The following is an 18152-nucleotide window of genomic DNA, read 5'->3' as shown; positions in this document are numbered from 1 at the left end:
TCGCCCACAAAGCCCTTGCCATTAGCTAACACTTCCCCTTACCGGGTGTGTAGAGAACTTTTACCTCCAAGTAAGTGCGCCCTGCCGGGCGCACCAATACATGGCGCGCTTTACCAACCGTAGAACCGGTAATAACTAGCTTCTAATTGGCAAATCTCTGATTCGTTTACCAGTAGCTGCAGCTATAGCATTAGTAAGGGCCGGGGCAACCAATGGCACTCCAACCTCTCCCAAACCGCCAGGCTTCTCCTGACTAGGAACCAAGTGAACCTCAATGATGGGAACTTGGTTTTGGCGAAGTGTTGGATAGTTGTTGAAATTACTTTGCTGAACCCTACCATTTTGAATGGTGATTTCATTGCTGAGGGCGGCGCCCAGGCCATAAAGAATGCCTCCAGTCAATTGTGCTCTAGCCTGGTCGGGGTGAACAGTAATTCCACAATCCGAGACAAAGGTAATCTTCTTAACCTTAGTCTTGGGGGCTGAGCCATCTAACTCAACAACACAAGTGGAGTAAGTGTCATAACACTCCATTTGAGCAACCCCAAATTTTTTGCTGCCTGCACGGTAACCAGATTTCTCGACAGCAAGCTTTAGAACCGCCAAAGCTCTTGGTTGTTTTTTCAGCTCTGCCATCCTAAAAGCAACGGGATCCTTGCCTGCCGCTAGAGCAACTTCATCAATAAAGCTCTCAACAGCAAACGCATTCAAGGCATTGCTCACAGAACGCCAATAGCCCACCCTGATCCCAACATCCTCAATCACGTTAGTAATCTCTAAGTTCGGAATCCCGTAGGTGAGATTATTTGATCCTTCAGTCATAAAAGGATCAAAGCCATCTTTTACAAAACCTGGGAATGCGCGAGTCGTAACAGACTGGGAAACCATTTTGGCCTTCAGAGCATTTAACTGGCCATCAGCGCCAATTGTTGCCTCCATTTTATGGACACTCATCGGACGATAGAAGTCATGAGTAATATCATCTTCTTTCGTCCAGAGCATCTTGACCGGCATACCAGCAGCGCGTGAAATCTCTGCCGCTTGGCGGATGAAATCCAACTCCAATTTGCGACCGAATCCTCCGCCCAAGAAAGTCGTTTCAATGGTGACATCCTCTGGCTTCACTCCGGCAGCTGCTGCTGCAACTGCTTGTGCGCCTTGCTGAAATTGGATGGGACCTATTACTCTGCATTTTCCATTTGAAACATCTGCAGAACAATTTACCGGCTCCATTGTGGAGTGCGCTAGATACGGCAAAAAGTATTGGGCGCTAATAACCTTGCCACTTGCAACTGCCCCATTAGGATCCCCAACTGTTTTAATAATGGCACCCTTCTTGGTCAAACCTGCCTCTAGCTGCTTGCGGATTTCCACGTTATTTAAGTTGGCTCCAGGACCTTCATTCCAGGTAATTTGGAGAGCATCTCTACCCTTGCGAGCTGCATAAAAATCTTTTGCTAAAACCGCAACGCCATCAGAAATCTGCACCACCTTAATGACACCAGATATCTTTAACGCAGCAGAACTATCGACTGAGCTTGGCGTACCCCCAATGACCGGGCACTGGGCCAAGGAAGCAATGGCCATTCCTGGAATTTTTACATCGATGCCGTAAATCGCCTTGCCTGAAATCTTTGCGGGAGTATCTAGGCGACGCATCGTCTCTTTACCAATCACCATAAAATTAGCGGGCGACTTTAATGCTGGCTTTTCTGGCAGCGGTAATTTTGCAGCATCCGCAGCTAATTCTCCATATGTGGCCGACTTACCACTGACATGAGTTACCTTGCCATTCATAGCGGCACATTGGTCAGGGGAAACATTCCATCGATTGGCCGCTGCCTGAACCAAGACCATACGTGTTGCCGCACCAGCAGTGCGCAGCTTATCAAAGCCCTCACGTATAGAGGTTGAGCCCCCTGTAATTTGGCCGCCCAGCATGGCATTAATGTAAACAGGCGCAACACCCGCCATCTCGACCTTAATCATGGACAAAGGTAAATTTAATTCTTCAGCAAGCAATGCTGGCATGGAGGTATACGTGTCCTGACCCATTTCGGAGCGCGCACAAATTAGGGTGATTTGATTGTCAGACGTAATGCGCACCCATGCATTTGCTAAAGCAGACTCACTCTTGGATGCTATGGCTGCATTACCAATGGTGGGGAGATGCATACCCAAAACAAATGCACCGGTAGCCGCGGCACCTTGCTGAATAAAGTGACGGCGACTAATATTTTTTACTGAGTTATTTTTCATGTTTCGCCTCTTATGCCAATTTATCTGCTGCGCGCTTAACTGCCTTCTCAATCCGAGAATAGGTTCCGCAACGACAAATATTTCCGCTCATTGCATTCTTAATGTCTTCTGAATTAGGCTGCTTCTTTTTAGCCAACAGATCTGCCGCTGACATCATTTGACCTGTCTGACAGTAACCGCACTGCGGCACATCAAATTCAAGCCATGCATCATGCAAGGCATGACCCATTTTTTCTGGCAAGCCCTCAAGTGTTGTCACCTTCTTGCCTGCGGCCGCAGAGACTGGGGTTGAGCAAGACCGAATTGCACTACCCTCAAGATGGACGGTACAGGCACCACAAAGCGCAGCTCCACATCCATACTTTGGACTAGTCACATCCAAGTGATCGCGCAACACCCACAATAATGGGGTTTCTGGATCCCCTTCAATATTAACAATATTGCCATTGAGATTAAAAGAAATTGCCATATCACCTCCGTAAATTTGGTTTTAATAACTCATGACAGATCTTCAATGATCCCGCCTGAAGAACTGCTAGGGATTTCACTAAGAAAAATGGCTCAGAAGAATCTGAGCCATTCATAAGACATTAGGGCTGGTGCATATCACCTTTAGAGCATTAACTTAATGCGCCGCAGCAGTTCTTATATTTCTTACCGCTACCGCAGGTACAGGGATCATTACGGCCGACTTTAGGGCCAGCGCGCATCGGAGCAGGAGCAATTTCAATCTCTGCGCCGCTATCGCCAGTTGACCCAGCCACCTCAAGATCTGCATCAGCATGCTGATACTGCACATCTGAGAGCTTAGCCAAATCTTCATTCATCGACTCAGAAGCTTCGTCCAGCTCACTTGCACTGCGAATCTGTACCGTCATGATGCTTTTCACAACATCATTCTTGATGACATTAAGCAGCTCACCATATAGCTCGAATGCTTCGCGGCGGTACTCTTGTTTTGGATCTTTCTGGGCATAGCCACGCAAATGGATACCTTGACGCAAATGATCCAAAGCGGCTAAATGTTCACGCCAATGGGTGTCTAAGCTATAGAGCAAAACTGAACGCTCAAATCCAGCAAAGGATGCGCGTCCAGAAAGCTCTACTTTTGCATCGTAAGTTTCTTTTGCGGCCTCTAAAACGCGATCAACAATCTGCTCATCATCCATAGATGCAGCATTTTCAACCCAATTCTTCAGGTCAACTGTTAAGCCCCAGTCGCTGGCCAGCACATTCTCCAGGCCAACTAGGTCCCACTGCTCTTCCATCGATTCACGGGGAACGTATAAGGCACAAATGCCACGCAAGACATCTTCACGCAAATTGGCAATCAACTCACCAACATCGGCGCTTTCAAGAACTTCATTTCTTAAGCGATAAGTCTCTTTTCGCTGATCGTTAGCGACGTCGTCATACTCTAACAATTGCTTACGAATATCAAAGTTACGACCTTCAACCTTACGCTGAGCTGACTCAATTGAACGAGTCACCATACCAGCTTCAATCGGCTCGCCATCAGGCATCTTGAGACGATCCATGACTGCGCGTAGACGATCACCAGCAAAAATACGCAAGAGAGAGTCATCTAAAGAAAGATAAAAACGGGAAGAGCCAGAATCCCCTTGACGACCTGCACGGCCGCGCAGCTGATTATCAATACGGCGGCTCTCATGACGCTCTGTACCAATGATGTGCAAGCCACCCGCAGCCAACACTTGATCATGCAAGCTTTGCCACTCATCCTGCAAGGTCTTAATCTTGGCCGCTTTTTCCGTATCAGATAGAGCAGCATCCGCTTCAATTAAGGAAGATTGTTTACCAACGTTACCGCCCAAAACAATATCTGTTCCACGGCCAGCCATATTAGTAGCAATGGTGATCATCTTTGGTCTACCAGCTTGAGCAATGATCTCTGCTTCGCGAGCATGCTGTTTAGCATTCAAGACTTGGTGTGGTAATTGACGCTGATCCAGTAAACCAGCAATTAATTCTGAATTCTCAATCGAGGTTGTACCAACCAAGACAGGTTGACCACGTTTGTAGCAATCCTCAATATCTTTAATTACTGCATCGTAGCGCTCGCGCGATGTCTTATAGATCTGATCTTGACGATCTTTTCTTTGGCTGATGCGATTTGGAGGAATAACTACGGTCTCAAGGTTGTAAATTTCCTTGAACTCATAAGCTTCGGTGTCTGCAGTACCAGTCATACCAGCCAACTTGCCGTACATACGGAAGTAGTTCTGGAAAGTAATTGTGGCTAGCGTCTGATTCTCATTCTGAATCTGCACACCCTCTTTAGCCTCAACAGCTTGATGCAGACCATCGGACCAACGACGACCCTGCATTAAGCGACCAGTGAACTCATCAACAATAATGACTTCACCATTCTGCACAACATATTGTTGATCACGGTTGTATAGCGTATGCGCACGTAATGCGGCATACACGTGATGCATCAAAGTAATATTTTGCGGAGCATACAAAGAGTCGCCATCATTCAAAGCACCAAGCTCAACTAAAACTGTCTCCGTCTTATCGTGGCCGCGCTCTGTTAAATAAACTTGCTGGGACTTCTCATCAACCCAGTAATCACCCGGCTTTTCAACACCAGTACCATCTGCTTTTTCCTCGCCAATTTGGCGCTCTAAGTAAGCCGGCAAAGCATTAATCTTGATGTACAAATCAGTATGGTCTTCAGCCTGACCAGAAATGATCAATGGGGTACGAGCCTCATCAATCAGAATCGAGTCGACCTCATCAACAATCGCATAAGCTAGGCCACGTTGAACACGTTGACCCAAATCTTGCACCATGTTGTCACGAAGGTAATCAAAACCAAACTCGTTATTAGTACCGTAAGTGATATCAGCTGCATAAGCTTCTTGCTTAGTTGTGTGATCCATCTGAGATAGATTCACACCAACCGTCATGCCCAAGAAGTTATAGAGCATTGACATCCACTCAGCATCACGCTGAGCCAAGTAATCATTTACTGTGATGACGTGAACACCGTTTCCAATGAGGGCATTTAAATACACAGGAAGCGTAGCGGTTAAGGTTTTACCTTCGCCAGTTCCCATTTCAGCAATCTTGCCTTGATGCAATGCAAGGCCACCCATCATCTGCGCATCAAAATGGCGCATCTTCATCACGCGCGAGCTCGCCTCACGAACTAACGCAAAAGCCTCTGGAGCAATGTCATCCAATGACTCGCCCGCAGCCAAACGCGACTTAAACTCAGCAGTTTTTGCTTGCAGTGCGGCATCATCCAAAGCTTGCATGCTAGGCTCGAAAGCGCTAACTTTGGCAACTACTTTGCGATACTGTTTTAAGAGGCGGTCGTTACGACTGCCGACCAGGGTTTTAAGAAGACCGATTACCATGGGATATTGAAGTAAATTAAGACCTTGAGTTTATCACCCGCACCTTTTTTTATATGAACTTCGCCCCTAAACCCGTCCGCACGAAAGCCGCCCATGAGTGGCTAGAGTATTTGCGCGACTCCGAGGGCTTGGGCGGAATCTTGGCCAAATCAGAAGATCTTGCCAAACTCAAAATTGCCCTCAAAGCAGCTCTTTTTGAGTTAGATTTGGATAACTTAGCACCCAAAATTGAGGTTGGCTGGCGTTCCGACGGTCAGAATGAATTGTTTTTACTGGTGAATGGGGCAAGTATCGCCACCCGTCTTCAACAGGTTTTACCTAGTCTAATCAATGAGTTAAATAAAAAAGGGGTAATTTGCGCCAGCATCAAGGTACGCCTAAAGCCAGCCCCACCCACCTGGGACATTAAACCCCGTGAGGGTCAGCAAGTCAGCCAGAAGCCAAAAGGCTTTAATGCAGTAGCCAGGACTTCCTGGGAATCCTTATTGGAGAAATTAGCACCAGATTCTGATCTGCGCAAGGCGGTTGAACGCCTACTTCAAAGCAAACCTAAATAAACCTAGAAAAAGAGGGGTTGACTCTCTTTGGAATAGGCTGCGGGAGCCTTATTTTCTGGAAAGCTGCTGACTTCGTAAGAACTAGGGTCTTCTAAAAGCTTACGCAAAAGCGCGTTATTGAGGGCATGCCCTGATTTTTCAGCGACATAGGAGCCCACGATCGGGTGTCCGACTAAATACAGATCGCCAATGGCATCCAAAATTTTATGGCGAACAAACTCATCTTCATAACGTAACTCTTCGTTATTCAGGATGCGATGCTCATCGAGGACGATCGCGTTATCCAAACTTCCACCACGAGCTAATCCCATTTCTCGCAATGCTTCCACTTCATGAGCAAAACCAAAAGTACGAGCGCGGCCGATCTCGCTTCGATATGCGTGTTCTGCAAAGTCCACTACAAAGCGCTGACCAGTCTTATCTACTGCTGGATGCTTAAAGTCGATTGTGAAATCCAACTTATAACCAAAGAAGGGTTCTAGACGCGCGAGCTTGTCACCCTCCCTTACTTCAATCGGTTTTTTAATCACAACAAATTGACGTGGTGCCTCTTGTTCTGCAATTCCAGCGGATTCCATTAGGAACAAGAATGAAGCTGCACTGCCATCCATGATGGGAACTTCTTCACCGTCAAGCTCAATCAATAAATTATCAAGCCCTAGGCCCGCACAAGCTGAAAGCAAGTGCTCCACCGTGGAAACACGTACTCCATCTTTTTGAATCACTGAGGCCAGGCGAGTATCGCAAACCGCCAGGGCAGTAGCCGGTACGACCGATTGCTCCGGGGTGTCTACACGTACAAATAAGATTCCTGAATTTATCGGCGCAGGCTTAATAGACAAAGTCACCTTGCGCCCAGAGTGCAAGCCAATCCCCACGGTTTTAATCGGGGTGGCGATTGTGCGTTGCTTCATCATGGTTTTATCTAAATTCAGGAGTGATTTCTTAAAGCTTCTTCAAAATTGAAGCAGCATCGCTCACTTCAAACTTACCAGGCGCTTCACGATCTAAAGTTGTTACTACGCTGTCTTCAACGATCATGGCATAACGATCTGAACGAACACCCAAACCACGAGCAATCAGATCCAATTCCAAGCCAAGCTTCTTGGTGAACTCAGCACTACCATCACCCAACATGCGGATCTTTTTACCCACTTTTTGATCGCGACCCCAAGCACCCATTACAAATGGGTCGTTTACTGAAATACACCAAATTTCATCAACACCTTTTGCTTTGATTGCATCAAAGTGTTCAACATAGCTTGGAACGTGCTTTGCTGAACAAGTCGGTGTAAATGCGCCAGGCAAAGCAAAGATCACAATCTTTTTTCCGGCGGTGAGTTTTTCAACTTCGAATGCGTTTGGGCCAATAGTGCAACCTTCGCTTGCTTCATCTAAAAACTCATAAAGAGTAGCGTTTGGTAATTTTTGTCCGACTGCGATCATAAGATCTCCAATGAAATAGTTGTCATGAGTATGCCAACGCTAGCGCGGGATTCGTCGTCCGGAGGGGCGCCGCGCTGGCATTCTGCACAATCTATTGTATTGAGCAGTGGCTTAGTCTGCTTGCTTACGTAAAAAAGCTGGGATTTCGTAGTAATCAGCCCCTTTATCCAACATAGTTTTCGCCTGTGGCGAGCTATCAGCACCTAATGTAGGGGCTGGTGTAGCTTCACGCGAACTACGGAATACACGTGGCAAATCATATTGGCTGTAATCAACACCGCCAGCTGCTGGTTGAGCGGCCATCGAAGGCGCACTACCACCACCTGTCATTGCCAAACCAGCGCTAGTACCCAAAGCTGAATCAAGACTTACCTTGCTCATTGCTGCGGAAGCACTTGCTGGAGCAAAGCTGTTTAAGTCAGCCATCGTTGGCATCGCATCATGCGTACCAGTAGCTTGTCTCCAAACTACTTCTGGCTGATGATGTTGACGTGCTTGTGGATTATTCAAACCTGTTGCAACTACAGTTACACGCAGTGCGTCACCCAAAGTCTCGTCATATACAGTACCGAAGATCACAGTAGCATCATCTGCAGCATAGCCACGAATCGCTGCCATCACTTCACGTGTTTCAGACAACTTCAATGAACGGCTAGCAGTGATGTTGACCAATACGCCACGCGCACCAGACAAATCAACACCTTCGAGCAATGGTGAAGCAACTGCCGCTTCAGCAGCTAAACGTGCACGGTCCATGCCAGAAACTGTTGCAGTTCCCATCATCGCCTTACCTTGTTCACCCATTACTGTTTTCACGTCCTCAAAGTCGACGTTAATCAAACCTTGTACGTTAATGATTTCTGCAATACCTGAAACAGCGTTGTGCAATACATCATCAGCGCATGCAAATGCCTTATCAAACTCTGCATCTTCACCCATCACTTCGAATAGTTTCTCGTTGAGAACTACGATCAATGAATCTACATAAGACTCAAGTTCAGAGGCTCCGTTTTCAGCAACCTTCAGACGCTTAACGCCTTCAAAGTCAAATGGCTTGCTAATAACGCCAACAGTTAAGATACCCATCTCTTTAGCAACTTGAGCAACGATTGGCGCTGCACCAGTACCTGTGCCACCACCCATACCAGCAGTGATAAACACCATGTGTGCGCCTTGCAATGTATCCGCAATACGAGCACGCGCTTCTTCAGCAGAAGCTGCACCGATTTCAGGTTTTGCTCCAGCACCGAGTCCGCTAGAGCCTAGTTGCAAATTCACAGATGCCTCAGAACGCTGTAAAGCGCCGGCATCGGTGTTCATGCAAATAAACTCTACGCCGTTAACACCGCGACGAATCATGTGCTGAACTGCATTACCACCTGCACCGCCAACACCAACCACTTTAATAATGGTTTTGCCAGCTGTTTCTTGATCTAACATTTCAAATTCCATATACCCTCCTAGGTAATAAGTACTACATTGACGACGACGAAAAACTTAAAAATTTCCTGCGAACCATTCCTTCATGCGCGAAATCACACTTTGCAGCGCGCCTGATTGCGATACTCGACGGCCACGCAACAACTGCGACTGGCCTTCCATTAATAAACCGATACTGGTAGCAAAACGTGGGCTACGCAAAACTTCATGCAGATGACCCTGGTACTCAGGAGTACCGATGCGGGCTGGGCGCAAGAACACTTGCTCAGCAAGTTCAACCATTCCTGGCATTAAAGAGGTTCCACCAGTCAGCACGATTCCTGAAGACACCATATCTTCATAACCTGAATCTTGAACTACACCACGCACTAAGGTAAATAACTCTTCTACACGCGGCTCAATGACAGCCGCTAAGGCTTGCTTAGACATTGGGCGTGGTTCGCGATCTCCAACTCCGGGTACATCAATCATGGTGGTCGGGTCTGCCATATCTTGGCGAGCGATACCATATTGAATCTTGAGATCTTCAGCATCAATCGTCGGCGTGCGCAATGCCATCGCAATGTCATTGGTAATTTGATCGCCTGCAATCGGAATCACAGCGGTATGTCGAATGGAGCCCTGGCAATAGATAGCGATATCAGTTGTGCCACCACCAATATCAACCAAGACAACGCCCAACTCTTTTTCATCTTCTGTTAGCACGGCTAAGCTAGATGCGAGTGGCTGCAAAATAAGATCATTTACCTCTAAGCCACAGCGACGCACACACTTCACAATATTTTGCGCAGCACTAACCGCACCAGTAACAATGTGCACTTTCACCTCTAGACGCAAACCACTCATACCAATTGGCTCACGAACATCTTCTTGTCCATCAATAATGAATTCTTGAACAAGGATGTGAAGGATTTGTTGATCCGTTGGAATATTAATTGCTTTGGCAGTTTCCAAGACGCGTTCAACATCCCCAGCGCTAACTTCTTTATCCCGAATGGCCACCATACCGCTAGAGTTAAAGCTCACAATGTGATTTCCAGCGATACCGGTAAAGACCTGCACGATCTGGCGATCTGCCATTACCTCAGCCTCTTCAAGCGCTTTTTGAATGGATTGAACAGTAGCCTCAATATTGACAACTACGCCTTTCTTCAAGCCTTTGGATGCAGTTTGGCCAACGCCAACTACATTAAATTGGCCATCCGGCGCTAACTCAGCAACCAAAGCAACCACCTTGGACGTCCCAATATCTAATCCGACCAATAAATCGCGGTTGTCTTTACTCATTCTCATTCCTCATTGCTTCTGCTCACTTTTCTTGCCGTCTGCTTCATTCTTTTTCAAACTTGCCGAAGCAAGATGCACTGCAAAACCATTTGCATAGCGCAAATCAATTGCATCTACGCGATTAGCCCACTTCTCTTGAACTTGTGGCCAATATTTAAAGAGGCGCGCTACACGATCCTCAGTTAATGTTTTATCGGAATTCTCTTCGTCCCGACCAAACTCCACCTTCATACCGTTCGATAACTTCACGTGCCAGGCATAGCGTTCAGAAAGAGTTAAGCCTTTTACTTCTGCACTCCACGGCTTAAACCAAGCGTTCGCTTTTTCATATAAGCGCATCACTTCTTTGCTTGCATCTTCTGGACCAGAAAAATAAATCAACTGAATTCCGTCTCCCACATCAGAAACACGACCAGCGAATAGCTCGCCATGGGTGTTCATTAAGGTATGACTATCAGCTCCACCCCAAGTACCAAATGGCTTTTGCTCTTCAATACTCACAATCAATCCGTTGGGCCAGACCCTGCGAACATTGGCATGACGCACCCATGGCATCGACTCAAAGCCCCGCTTCACATCCTCTAATCTCACGCTAAAGAAGTTTCCCTGGACCGTCTCTAAAACTTGTTGTTTCACTACAGGCTTATTAATATGCTTCAGCGTTTGCCCAGCTACCGGCTCAATCACTACTTGGCGCAATGCAAAGACGGGGCGCTGGCTTAACCACACCAAAATTCCGACACAAACCATGACCGCGAAACAGCGCATCAAGAAACGACTCAACTTTTGCATCCGCTCTGGATGATTCCAAAGTGGGGATGCCAATGAAGCAAACACTTCACCGAAGCCATTTAAGAAAGCGCTCATCCGACTCATGCTTGCGCAACCCCTTTGGTATTTAAGGTTTGGCTAATGACCCAGAGAACTAAATCAGCATATTCAACACCGGCTGCTTTAGCGGCCATTGGAACTAAAGAATGCGAAGTCATACCTGGAGATGTATTCATCTCCAAGAGATAGGGCTTGCCAGTTTTTTGATCCAACATCACATCAGCGCGCCCCCAGGTTTTACAGCCAAGGGTGCGATAAGCAGCTAAGGCTAAATCTTGAACAGCTTTATTTACTTCTGGTGCTAAGCCAGTTGGGCACAAGTATTTAGTCTCATCAGAAAAATACTTATTGTGGAAATCGTAATTGGCTTCTGGCGGGTTGATTTTGATCACAGGCAATGCCTCAGCATTTTCTCCAAAACCAACTAATGGGCAAGTTAACTCATCACCAACAATACAAGTTTCGGCAATCACCTTTTTATCCATCCCCGCAGCCAACTTATAGGCTGCAGGCAACTCGTCGACGGATTTCACTTTAGTTAAGCCAAGCGAAGAACCCTCATGTGCCGGCTTCACAATCAATGGGAGACCTAAGTGCTTCACGACAGCACTCCAATCGCTATCAGCTTTCAACTCCTGAAACTCAGGAGTTGAAAGACCGCTACTGAGCCAGACAAGCTTAGTAGCAATTTTGTTGATCGCCAATGCAGAGGCCAGTACACCACTACCAGTATAAGGTAAACCTAAAAGCTCGAGTAATCCTTGGATCGTGCCATCTTCACCATAGCGTCCATGCAAGGAAATCAAGATACGGTCAAATTTTTCATTTGCCAATTCAGTTGGGCAACGTAACCCTGGATCAAATGGATGCGCATCAACTCCTTTAGACAGCAGCGCATCCAATACACCATTACCTGACATCAAGGAAATCTCACGCTCACCAGATCGACCGCCGAGCAATACGCCGACCCGACCAAGAGATTGAACATCTAGATTTGCGAGCTCTTGCTTCACTCGCTCACCCCAAGAAAGCAACTGTTGGTTCTGCTTAGACATGTTTTGCCTCCGCCAGTGCATGAGGCAAGCCAGAGATAGAGCCTGCACCCATCGTGATTAAGACATCGCCATCACGCAATAAGGTGCTGAGTTTTTCAGGCATCTCGGCAACACTCGGCGCAAAGGCCACGGCTGAGCCGTCTAAAAAGCTCTTCAAAGCTCTATCAGTTGTTAGCGCTGCTTTCATGAGGCTTTGACCATCGGCGCCTGGAATCTTAGCTTCGCCAGCGGGGTAGACCTCGGTTAATACGAGGGCATCAAAGTTTTTCAGCACTTGCACAAACTCACCAAAGCAATCACGCGTTCTTGTAAAGCGATGGGGCTGGAACGCCAATACCAAACGTCGATCAGGATAAGCCCCGCGTGCCGCAGATAAAGTAGCTGCCATTTCAACAGGATGATGTCCGTAGTCATCTATCAGTGTGAAACTTCCGCCAGATGCCAAAGGAATCTCTCCATATCTTTGGAAGCGGCGACCAACGCCACTAAATTCAGATAAGGCCTTCACGATAGCCTCATCACCCACACCAAGCTCAGTGGCAATACCAATCGCCGCTAAGGCATTACGAACGTTATGTAGGCCCGGTAAATTTAATTGCACTTCGAGTTGACCAAGCTTGTTGCCATGACGGCGTACAGTTTTACGATCAACCGTAAAGTGCATGCGTGTACCTTCAGCGCGCACATTACTTGCACGAATATCTGCATCGTCAGATAAACCGTAGCGTAATACTGGCTGCGACACAAATGGGATAATGTCGCGAACATTCGCATCATCAATACAAAGCACAGCAACACCATAAAAAGGCATACGCTGAATGAACTGGACAAACGCTTGCTTCAACCTTGCCATATCATGCTGATAGGTATCCATATGATCAGCATCGATATTGGTAACCACTTCCATCGCTGGGAATAATTGCAAGAATGAGGCATCAGACTCATCCGCTTCAACCACAATAAAGTCGCCCTGGCCTAAGCGTGCATTAGCACCTGCGGAATTTAACTTACCGCCGATCACAAAGGTTGGATCTAAGCCGCCTTCGGCCAAAACTGAGGCAACTAAACTGGTTGTCGTTGTTTTGCCATGTGTGCCTGCAATCGCAATGCCCTGCTTTAAGCGCATGAGTTCGCCGAGCATGACAGCACGTTGAATCACAGGCACCTTAGCTGCGCGGGCGGCTAGCACCTCTGGATTATTTCCTGCAACCGCAGTAGAAATCACGACCGCCTCTGCAGTACCAATATTTTTAGGGTCATGGCCAATATGAATGACTGCGCCTAAATCCTTTAAGCGCTTAGTAGCAGCGCCTTCCGCTAAGTCGGATCCAGATACTTGATAGCCCAGATTCAGGAGCACTTCGGCAATACCGCTCATGCCTGCGCCGCCAATGCCAACAAAATGTATTTGCTGAACGATATGTTTCATATACCAACTCCTGCACAGTCTGCACATACCTCAGCTACCCGCTGAGTTGCATGGGGCTTGGCTAAAGCATGAGCACGTTCCGCTATTACTTGTAAATCTTGGCGGCTAAAGTTTTGAATCATGGATGCGAGATCCTGCGGATTGAGATCTTGTTGTGGGAGCAGGATTGCTGCATCTGCATCCGACAAAAAGCGAGCATTCGCAGTCTGATGATCATCAATTGCATATGGGAATGGGATCAAGCAGGATGCAACACCACATGCTGCGATTTCAGAAACAGTCATGGCCCCGGAGCGGCAGATTACGAGATCTGCTTGGGCATAGGCAGTTGGCATATCGTCAATAAAAGGACGTATGTCAGCAGTGACGCCTAAGTCAGCATAACGCTGCTGTAAATCTACGAGATGCTTATCGCCTGCTTGGTGGATCACATGTGGACGTGCATCTTTATCCATCAATGCCAAGGCTGCTGGAATTGCTTCATTCAAAGCAGCCGCACCTAAGCTGCCACCAACTACGAGGATCGACAAAGGCCCAGTGCGCGTTTCATATCGTTTTGCTGGCGCGCCCACAGCGTCGAATTCTGCACGAATTGGATTGCCAACCCACTCGGCATGAGCCATCGTATCCGGAAAACCAGTTAAGGTGCGCATAGCAATTTTGGCAAGAGCGCGATTGGCACTTCCTGCTACAGAATTTGCTTCATGCAGAACCAACGGCTTCTTCAAAAACTTCGTCATCAAGCCGCCAGGAAACGTAATGTATCCGCCCATACCTAAAACGACATTTGGCTTAATGCGGCGCATGATTTTCAAACTCTGAAAACTGGCTCTTGCAAGATTAAATGGAAGCATCAATTTTGCTTTGATGCCTTTGCCACGCAAGCCGCCAAACTCAACTGCCTCAAATGGGAAGTCACAGGCTTTTACTAGGCGATATTCCATACCGCTTTGATTGCCAAGCCAAAACACTTTCCAGCCGCAGATGCGTAGGTATTCAGCAACAGCGAGGCCCGGGAAAATATGTCCCCCAGTACCACCGGCCATAATCAAGATAGATGGCTTGGTCATAACTTGCCACCCCGCATCAAGATTCGGTTCTCATAATCAATGCGCAAGAGCATGGCGACTGCTACTGCATTCATCAAAATTCCTGAACCACCATAACTAACCAAAGGAAGAGTCAAGCCTTTGGTAGGAAGCAAACCTAAGTTCACGCCCATATTGATAAATGCCTGCCAACCAATCCATATCGCCACACCTTTAGCAGCAAGGCCCGCAAAACTACGATCCAATTGCAAAGCCGTGCGGCCAATTAAGAATGCACGACGTACGATCCAATAAAACAAGAAGATCATCACTACTACACCCACAAATCCAAGCTCTTCACCAATCACTGCCATGATGAAATCGGTATGCGCTTCCGGAAGGTAATGCAATTTTTCAACACTACCGCCCAGACCAAGACCAAACCATTCGCCACGTCCAAATGCCATGAGGGAATGGGTTAATTGATAGCCTTTATTTGCTGCATTGTCGACTTGCCATGGATCCATAAACGCCAGCATACGGCCACGACGGAATGGTGAAAGGGCAATCATCGTGGCGCCACTCATCAAGCCAACCAAGATCAAGCCGCCAAATAACTTAGCGTTAATACCGCCCAAGAACAAAATTCCAAAGGCAATTAAGGCAACTACAACAAATGCGCCCATATCTGGTTCGGCCATCAATAAGCCACCCACTAATGCAACCGCAATACCCATGGGCAACATGCCCTTAACAAATGAGTGGAGATACTCTTGGCGTTGGACTGTGTAGCTTGCGGCAAAAATCACTGCGGCAAATTTCATTAATTCAGATGGCTGGAAGTTCATGAGTCCTAATGGAATCCAACGCTTCGCACCATTTACACCCTTACCCACACCAGGGATGAGAACAGCAATCAAGAGCAAAACCGTAAAGCCAAAAATGACTGGTGAATAACGATCCCAAACTTTGGTTGGAATCTTGAATGCCCAAATACCAACACCAATTGCAATTGCCAACGAAATGCAATGCCGAATTAAGAAGAAGTTGCTACTGTAATTTGCGTACTTAGGGCCATCAGCCAAAGTAATGGATGCGGAGTAGACCATGACTAAACCGATTAAGGCTAAAGACAGTACCGCCCAAACTAACAACTGGTCATAGTCCATCATGCGTGAGCGAGTTTGTTCGACACCAGAAACCGCATCCCTCAAGCCACTACGGAAATTATCGATCCCGCCTCTGGAGAAATTCCAGAAGCGGCCAAGGCCCCAACGATTCTCAGGAAAAAGTTTTTCCTTCAAACTCATGCATGGACTCCTTCGAATTGCATTCCCAATTCTTGAACTTCAGCAACAAATGCTTCGGCGCGCGCTACGTAATCACTAAACTGATCAAAGCTAGCGCAAGCTGGTGAGAGCAAAACAATATCGCCAGCCTGAGCTTGTTTTGAGGCTTCTGCCACTGCGTTTTGTAGAGTCTCACTCATCACGCAGGGCACGGCATCAGCCAAAACCTCAGCAATAATTGGGGCGTCTTTACCAATCAGGAAAATGCCTTTTACAAAGCGCAATGCAGGATCGCGCAAAGGACTAAAGTCCTGACCCTTACCCTCACCACCAGCAATCAACCAGATCCGCTTGCCAGACTCATTGGCGCTTAGGCCATTTAGTGCAGCTACAGTCGCCCCTACATTGGTGCCTTTACTGTCATCCACATACTCAACATTCGACACAATCGAAACACTTTGAACACGATGTGGCTCGCCATGGTAGTCACGCAAACCATGTAAAAGCATATTCATTGGCAGACCAGCTGAGCGCGCTAAGGCTAGAGCAGCTAATGCATTCAAGGCATTGTGGCGACCACGAATGCGTAAAGCATCGGCAGGTATTAAACGCTTCAGTCTCAATGGCTCCTCCTCTACAGCGGCAGCCTTACGGCGGCGCTTAGGTTGAGGCTCAAGATCTTCATCCACCTCAGCCCAAACCAGCCAATCAATTCCACCGGCGCGTAGATCATGCTCAATGCCAAAGGCGCCCTGCTCATCAGGGCGGCTTGCACCAAAGGTAAGCACTGATTTGTTTGCTTTTTGCTCATCAGTCAGCAGATTCATTACCAACGAGTCATCACGATTCAAAATACAGATAGTGTCTTGGCCAAAGATATTTGCTTTTGCATCCACATAGGCCTGCATATCACCATGCCAATCCAAGTGATCTTGCGTAATATTTAATACGGTTGCTGCTGTTGCATTAAAGGTGCTCGTGTAAACCAATTGGAAGCTAGAAAGTTCAAGCACCCAAATCTCAGGCATATCGGCAACCTGATCAGACTCATCCAAGCATGACATCAACTTGTCTAATGCTGCCGGGCTAATATTCCCAGCAACAGCAACTCGCTTACCAGCACGCTCACACAACTGCCCCGTCAGCGCAGTCGTAGTTGTCTTTCCATTGGTTCCGGTGATTGCCAATAAGGCTGGCTTGTATTCAGACTCTGCAACTTGGGCCATGCGATCCAATGCAGCGATAGCTCTGGCAAAGAATTCCAATTCACCCCAGATATCAATATGAGATTCTTGTGTATTAGCCAAGAATGAAGCCATTGGCTCTTGAAGAGGTGATAGGCCAGGACTAATGCCGATAACATCAATGTTCTGTAAGTTCAGTCTATCAAGCGGGCCAAAATGAGCTTCTTGGAGACCAGCAAATTCAAGATCAGCCAACCAGGCTTTTTGTCGCTCATTTAACTTTTCGCGATCACGCGTATCGGCCAAGCTAACCTTTGCAGCGTTCCGTAAACACCACTTAGCCATGGCATAGCCAGACTCTCCCAATCCTAAGATTAAGAAATGCTGAGGCGCTTGATAGCCCTCATCTGCGATGAGAGCTGGGTTGGCGAAGGCTTGATCTAAGTTATGCATATTCTTTGGCTTACCTTAATTTCAGGCTGGAGAGGCCAATGAGGACTAATAAAATGGTGATGATCCAGAAACGAACTACTACTTGTGTTTCACGCCAGCCACCTAATTCGAAATGGTGATGTAGTGGAGCCATCCTAAAAATACGACGGCCTTCACCAAAACGCTTCTTGGTAAATTTGAACCAAAACACTTGCAGCATGACTGATAGTGTTTCTGCTACAAAGATTCCGCCCATAACAAAGAGTACGATTTCCTGGCGAACAATCACGGCGATAGTGCCGAGTGCGCCACCCAATGCGAGTGCGCCAACATCACCCATAAATACCTGAGCAGGATGTGTGTTGTACCAAAGGAATGCCAGCCCCGCACCACCCATGGCGCCACAGAAAATCATGAGCTCACCTGCGCCAGGAATATAGGGGAACAACAAATACTTTGCGTAAATTGCATTACCCATTACATAAGCAAAAGCACCCAGAGCAGCACCAACTAATATCACCGGCATGAT

Annotated in this window: 15 protein-coding genes; 1 reads left to right on the top strand and 14 read right to left on the bottom strand. The window is 47.2% G+C overall.

The genetic code is table 11. The features are described 5' to 3' along the window. Window positions 1-135: 135 nt before the first annotated feature. The 3 genes from ACIQZ3_RS09780 to secA all read right to left on the bottom strand — a co-directional run bounded on the left by ACIQZ3_RS09780 (window position 136) and on the right by secA (window position 5645). On the bottom strand, window positions 136-2259 hold the full coding sequence (locus ACIQZ3_RS09780) for a molybdopterin cofactor-binding domain-containing protein (protein ID WP_397392657.1): 2124 nt from the start codon (window positions 2257-2259) through the stop codon (window positions 136-138). Window positions 2260-2269: 10 nt separating this feature from the next. Beyond that, window positions 2270-2728, bottom strand: coding sequence for a (2Fe-2S)-binding protein (locus ACIQZ3_RS09775; protein ID WP_397392655.1), 459 nt, complete (start codon window positions 2726-2728; stop codon window positions 2270-2272). Between the two features lie 151 nt (window positions 2729-2879). Next, complete coding sequence (gene secA, locus ACIQZ3_RS09770) at window positions 2880-5645, bottom strand: preprotein translocase subunit SecA (RefSeq protein WP_397392653.1); 2766 nt, start codon at window positions 5643-5645, stop codon at window positions 2880-2882. Between the two features lie 53 nt (window positions 5646-5698). On the opposite strand from secA, the gene ACIQZ3_RS09765 reads away from it, so the two are divergent. After that, entirely contained in the window at window positions 5699-6202 is a 504-nt protein-coding gene (locus tag ACIQZ3_RS09765; protein WP_397392651.1) for a hypothetical protein, read from the top strand. Between the two features lie 2 nt (window positions 6203-6204). Here the strand turns inward: ACIQZ3_RS09765 and lpxC are convergent, their stop codons facing one another. From lpxC to mraY, 11 genes are all read right to left on the bottom strand, one after another. Then, window positions 6205-7119 (bottom strand): UDP-3-O-acyl-N-acetylglucosamine deacetylase, encoded by a 915-nt coding sequence (gene lpxC, locus ACIQZ3_RS09760; RefSeq protein WP_216178835.1) that lies wholly within the window; start codon window positions 7117-7119, stop codon window positions 6205-6207. A gap of 28 nt (window positions 7120-7147) precedes the next feature. Continuing rightward, window positions 7148-7648, bottom strand: coding sequence for a peroxiredoxin (locus tag ACIQZ3_RS09755; protein ID WP_397392649.1), 501 nt, complete (start codon window positions 7646-7648; stop codon window positions 7148-7150). 111 nt (window positions 7649-7759) lie between these two features. Continuing rightward, entirely contained in the window at window positions 7760-9100 is a 1341-nt protein-coding gene (gene ftsZ / locus ACIQZ3_RS09750; protein ID WP_397392647.1) for a cell division protein FtsZ, read from the bottom strand. Window positions 9101-9145: 45 nt separating this feature from the next. Then, window positions 9146-10375 carry a cell division protein FtsA gene (ftsA, locus tag ACIQZ3_RS09745; protein ID WP_397392645.1) on the bottom strand — a complete coding sequence of 410 codons (1230 nt, stop codon included), beginning with the start codon at window positions 10373-10375 and terminating at the stop codon, window positions 9146-9148. 9 nt (window positions 10376-10384) lie between these two features. Further along, a complete protein-coding gene (locus tag ACIQZ3_RS09740) occupies window positions 10385-11251 on the bottom strand; it encodes a cell division protein FtsQ/DivIB (protein WP_397392643.1) in 867 nt (288 codons plus the stop codon). Further along, window positions 11248-12261, bottom strand: a complete 1014-nt coding sequence (locus ACIQZ3_RS09735; protein ID WP_397392641.1) for a D-alanine--D-alanine ligase — start codon at window positions 12259-12261, stop codon at window positions 11248-11250. Before ACIQZ3_RS09735 ends, ACIQZ3_RS09740 begins: the two co-directional genes overlap by 4 nt. Further along, entirely contained in the window at window positions 12254-13690 is a 1437-nt protein-coding gene (gene murC / locus ACIQZ3_RS09730; protein ID WP_397392639.1) for a UDP-N-acetylmuramate--L-alanine ligase, read from the bottom strand. The genes ACIQZ3_RS09735 and murC overlap by 8 nt, the downstream gene beginning before the upstream one ends. Continuing rightward, complete coding sequence (gene murG, locus ACIQZ3_RS09725) at window positions 13687-14760, bottom strand: undecaprenyldiphospho-muramoylpentapeptide beta-N-acetylglucosaminyltransferase (protein ID WP_397392637.1); 1074 nt, start codon at window positions 14758-14760, stop codon at window positions 13687-13689. Before murG ends, murC begins: the two co-directional genes overlap by 4 nt. Further along, entirely contained in the window at window positions 14757-16028 is a 1272-nt protein-coding gene (gene ftsW, locus ACIQZ3_RS09720) for a putative lipid II flippase FtsW (protein ID WP_397392635.1), read from the bottom strand. Before ftsW ends, murG begins: the two co-directional genes overlap by 4 nt. Further along, the gene (gene murD, locus ACIQZ3_RS09715) at window positions 16025-17644 is read right to left on the bottom strand and encodes a UDP-N-acetylmuramoyl-L-alanine--D-glutamate ligase (RefSeq protein ID WP_397392633.1); all 1620 of its coding nucleotides are present in this window, start codon (window positions 17642-17644) and stop codon (window positions 16025-16027) included. Before murD ends, ftsW begins: the two co-directional genes overlap by 4 nt. A gap of 10 nt (window positions 17645-17654) precedes the next feature. Next, the coding region (gene mraY / locus ACIQZ3_RS09710) for a phospho-N-acetylmuramoyl-pentapeptide-transferase (protein ID WP_397392631.1) at window positions 17655-18152 on the bottom strand (498 nt) is incomplete at its 5' end.

This window comes from Polynucleobacter sp., assembly GCF_044342855.1.
Classification (GTDB): Bacteria; Pseudomonadota; Gammaproteobacteria; order Burkholderiales; family Burkholderiaceae; genus Polynucleobacter.
Note: the sequence above shows the minus strand (reverse complement) of the source record. Positions and strands in the feature narration are given on the sequence as shown.

What these genes read in the sequence shown, in the direction of transcription:
- ACIQZ3_RS09780 (WP_397392657.1), bottom strand. Translation starts at nt 2,259, where the DNA reads ATGAAAAATAACTCAGTAAAAAATATTAGTCGCCGTCACTTTATTCAG.
- ACIQZ3_RS09775 (WP_397392655.1), bottom strand. Translation starts at nt 2,728, where the DNA reads ATGGCAATTTCTTTTAATCTCAATGGCAATATTGTTAATATTGAAGGG.
- secA (WP_397392653.1), bottom strand. Translation starts at nt 5,645, where the DNA reads ATGGTAATCGGTCTTCTTAAAACCCTGGTCGGCAGTCGTAACGACCGC.
- ACIQZ3_RS09765 (WP_397392651.1), top strand. Translation starts at nt 5,699, where the DNA reads ATGAACTTCGCCCCTAAACCCGTCCGCACGAAAGCCGCCCATGAGTGG.
- lpxC (WP_216178835.1), bottom strand. Translation starts at nt 7,119, where the DNA reads ATGATGAAGCAACGCACAATCGCCACCCCGATTAAAACCGTGGGGATT.
- ACIQZ3_RS09755 (WP_397392649.1), bottom strand. Translation starts at nt 7,648, where the DNA reads ATGATCGCAGTCGGACAAAAATTACCAAACGCTACTCTTTATGAGTTT.
- ftsZ (WP_397392647.1), bottom strand. Translation starts at nt 9,100, where the DNA reads ATGGAATTTGAAATGTTAGATCAAGAAACAGCTGGCAAAACCATTATT.
- ftsA (WP_397392645.1), bottom strand. Translation starts at nt 10,375, where the DNA reads ATGAGTAAAGACAACCGCGATTTATTGGTCGGATTAGATATTGGGACG.
- ACIQZ3_RS09740 (WP_397392643.1), bottom strand. Translation starts at nt 11,251, where the DNA reads ATGAGTCGGATGAGCGCTTTCTTAAATGGCTTCGGTGAAGTGTTTGCT.
- ACIQZ3_RS09735 (WP_397392641.1), bottom strand. Translation starts at nt 12,261, where the DNA reads ATGTCTAAGCAGAACCAACAGTTGCTTTCTTGGGGTGAGCGAGTGAAG.
- murC (WP_397392639.1), bottom strand. Translation starts at nt 13,690, where the DNA reads ATGAAACATATCGTTCAGCAAATACATTTTGTTGGCATTGGCGGCGCA.
- murG (WP_397392637.1), bottom strand. Translation starts at nt 14,760, where the DNA reads ATGACCAAGCCATCTATCTTGATTATGGCCGGTGGTACTGGGGGACAT.
- ftsW (WP_397392635.1), bottom strand. Translation starts at nt 16,028, where the DNA reads ATGAGTTTGAAGGAAAAACTTTTTCCTGAGAATCGTTGGGGCCTTGGC.
- murD (WP_397392633.1), bottom strand. Translation starts at nt 17,644, where the DNA reads ATGCATAACTTAGATCAAGCCTTCGCCAACCCAGCTCTCATCGCAGAT.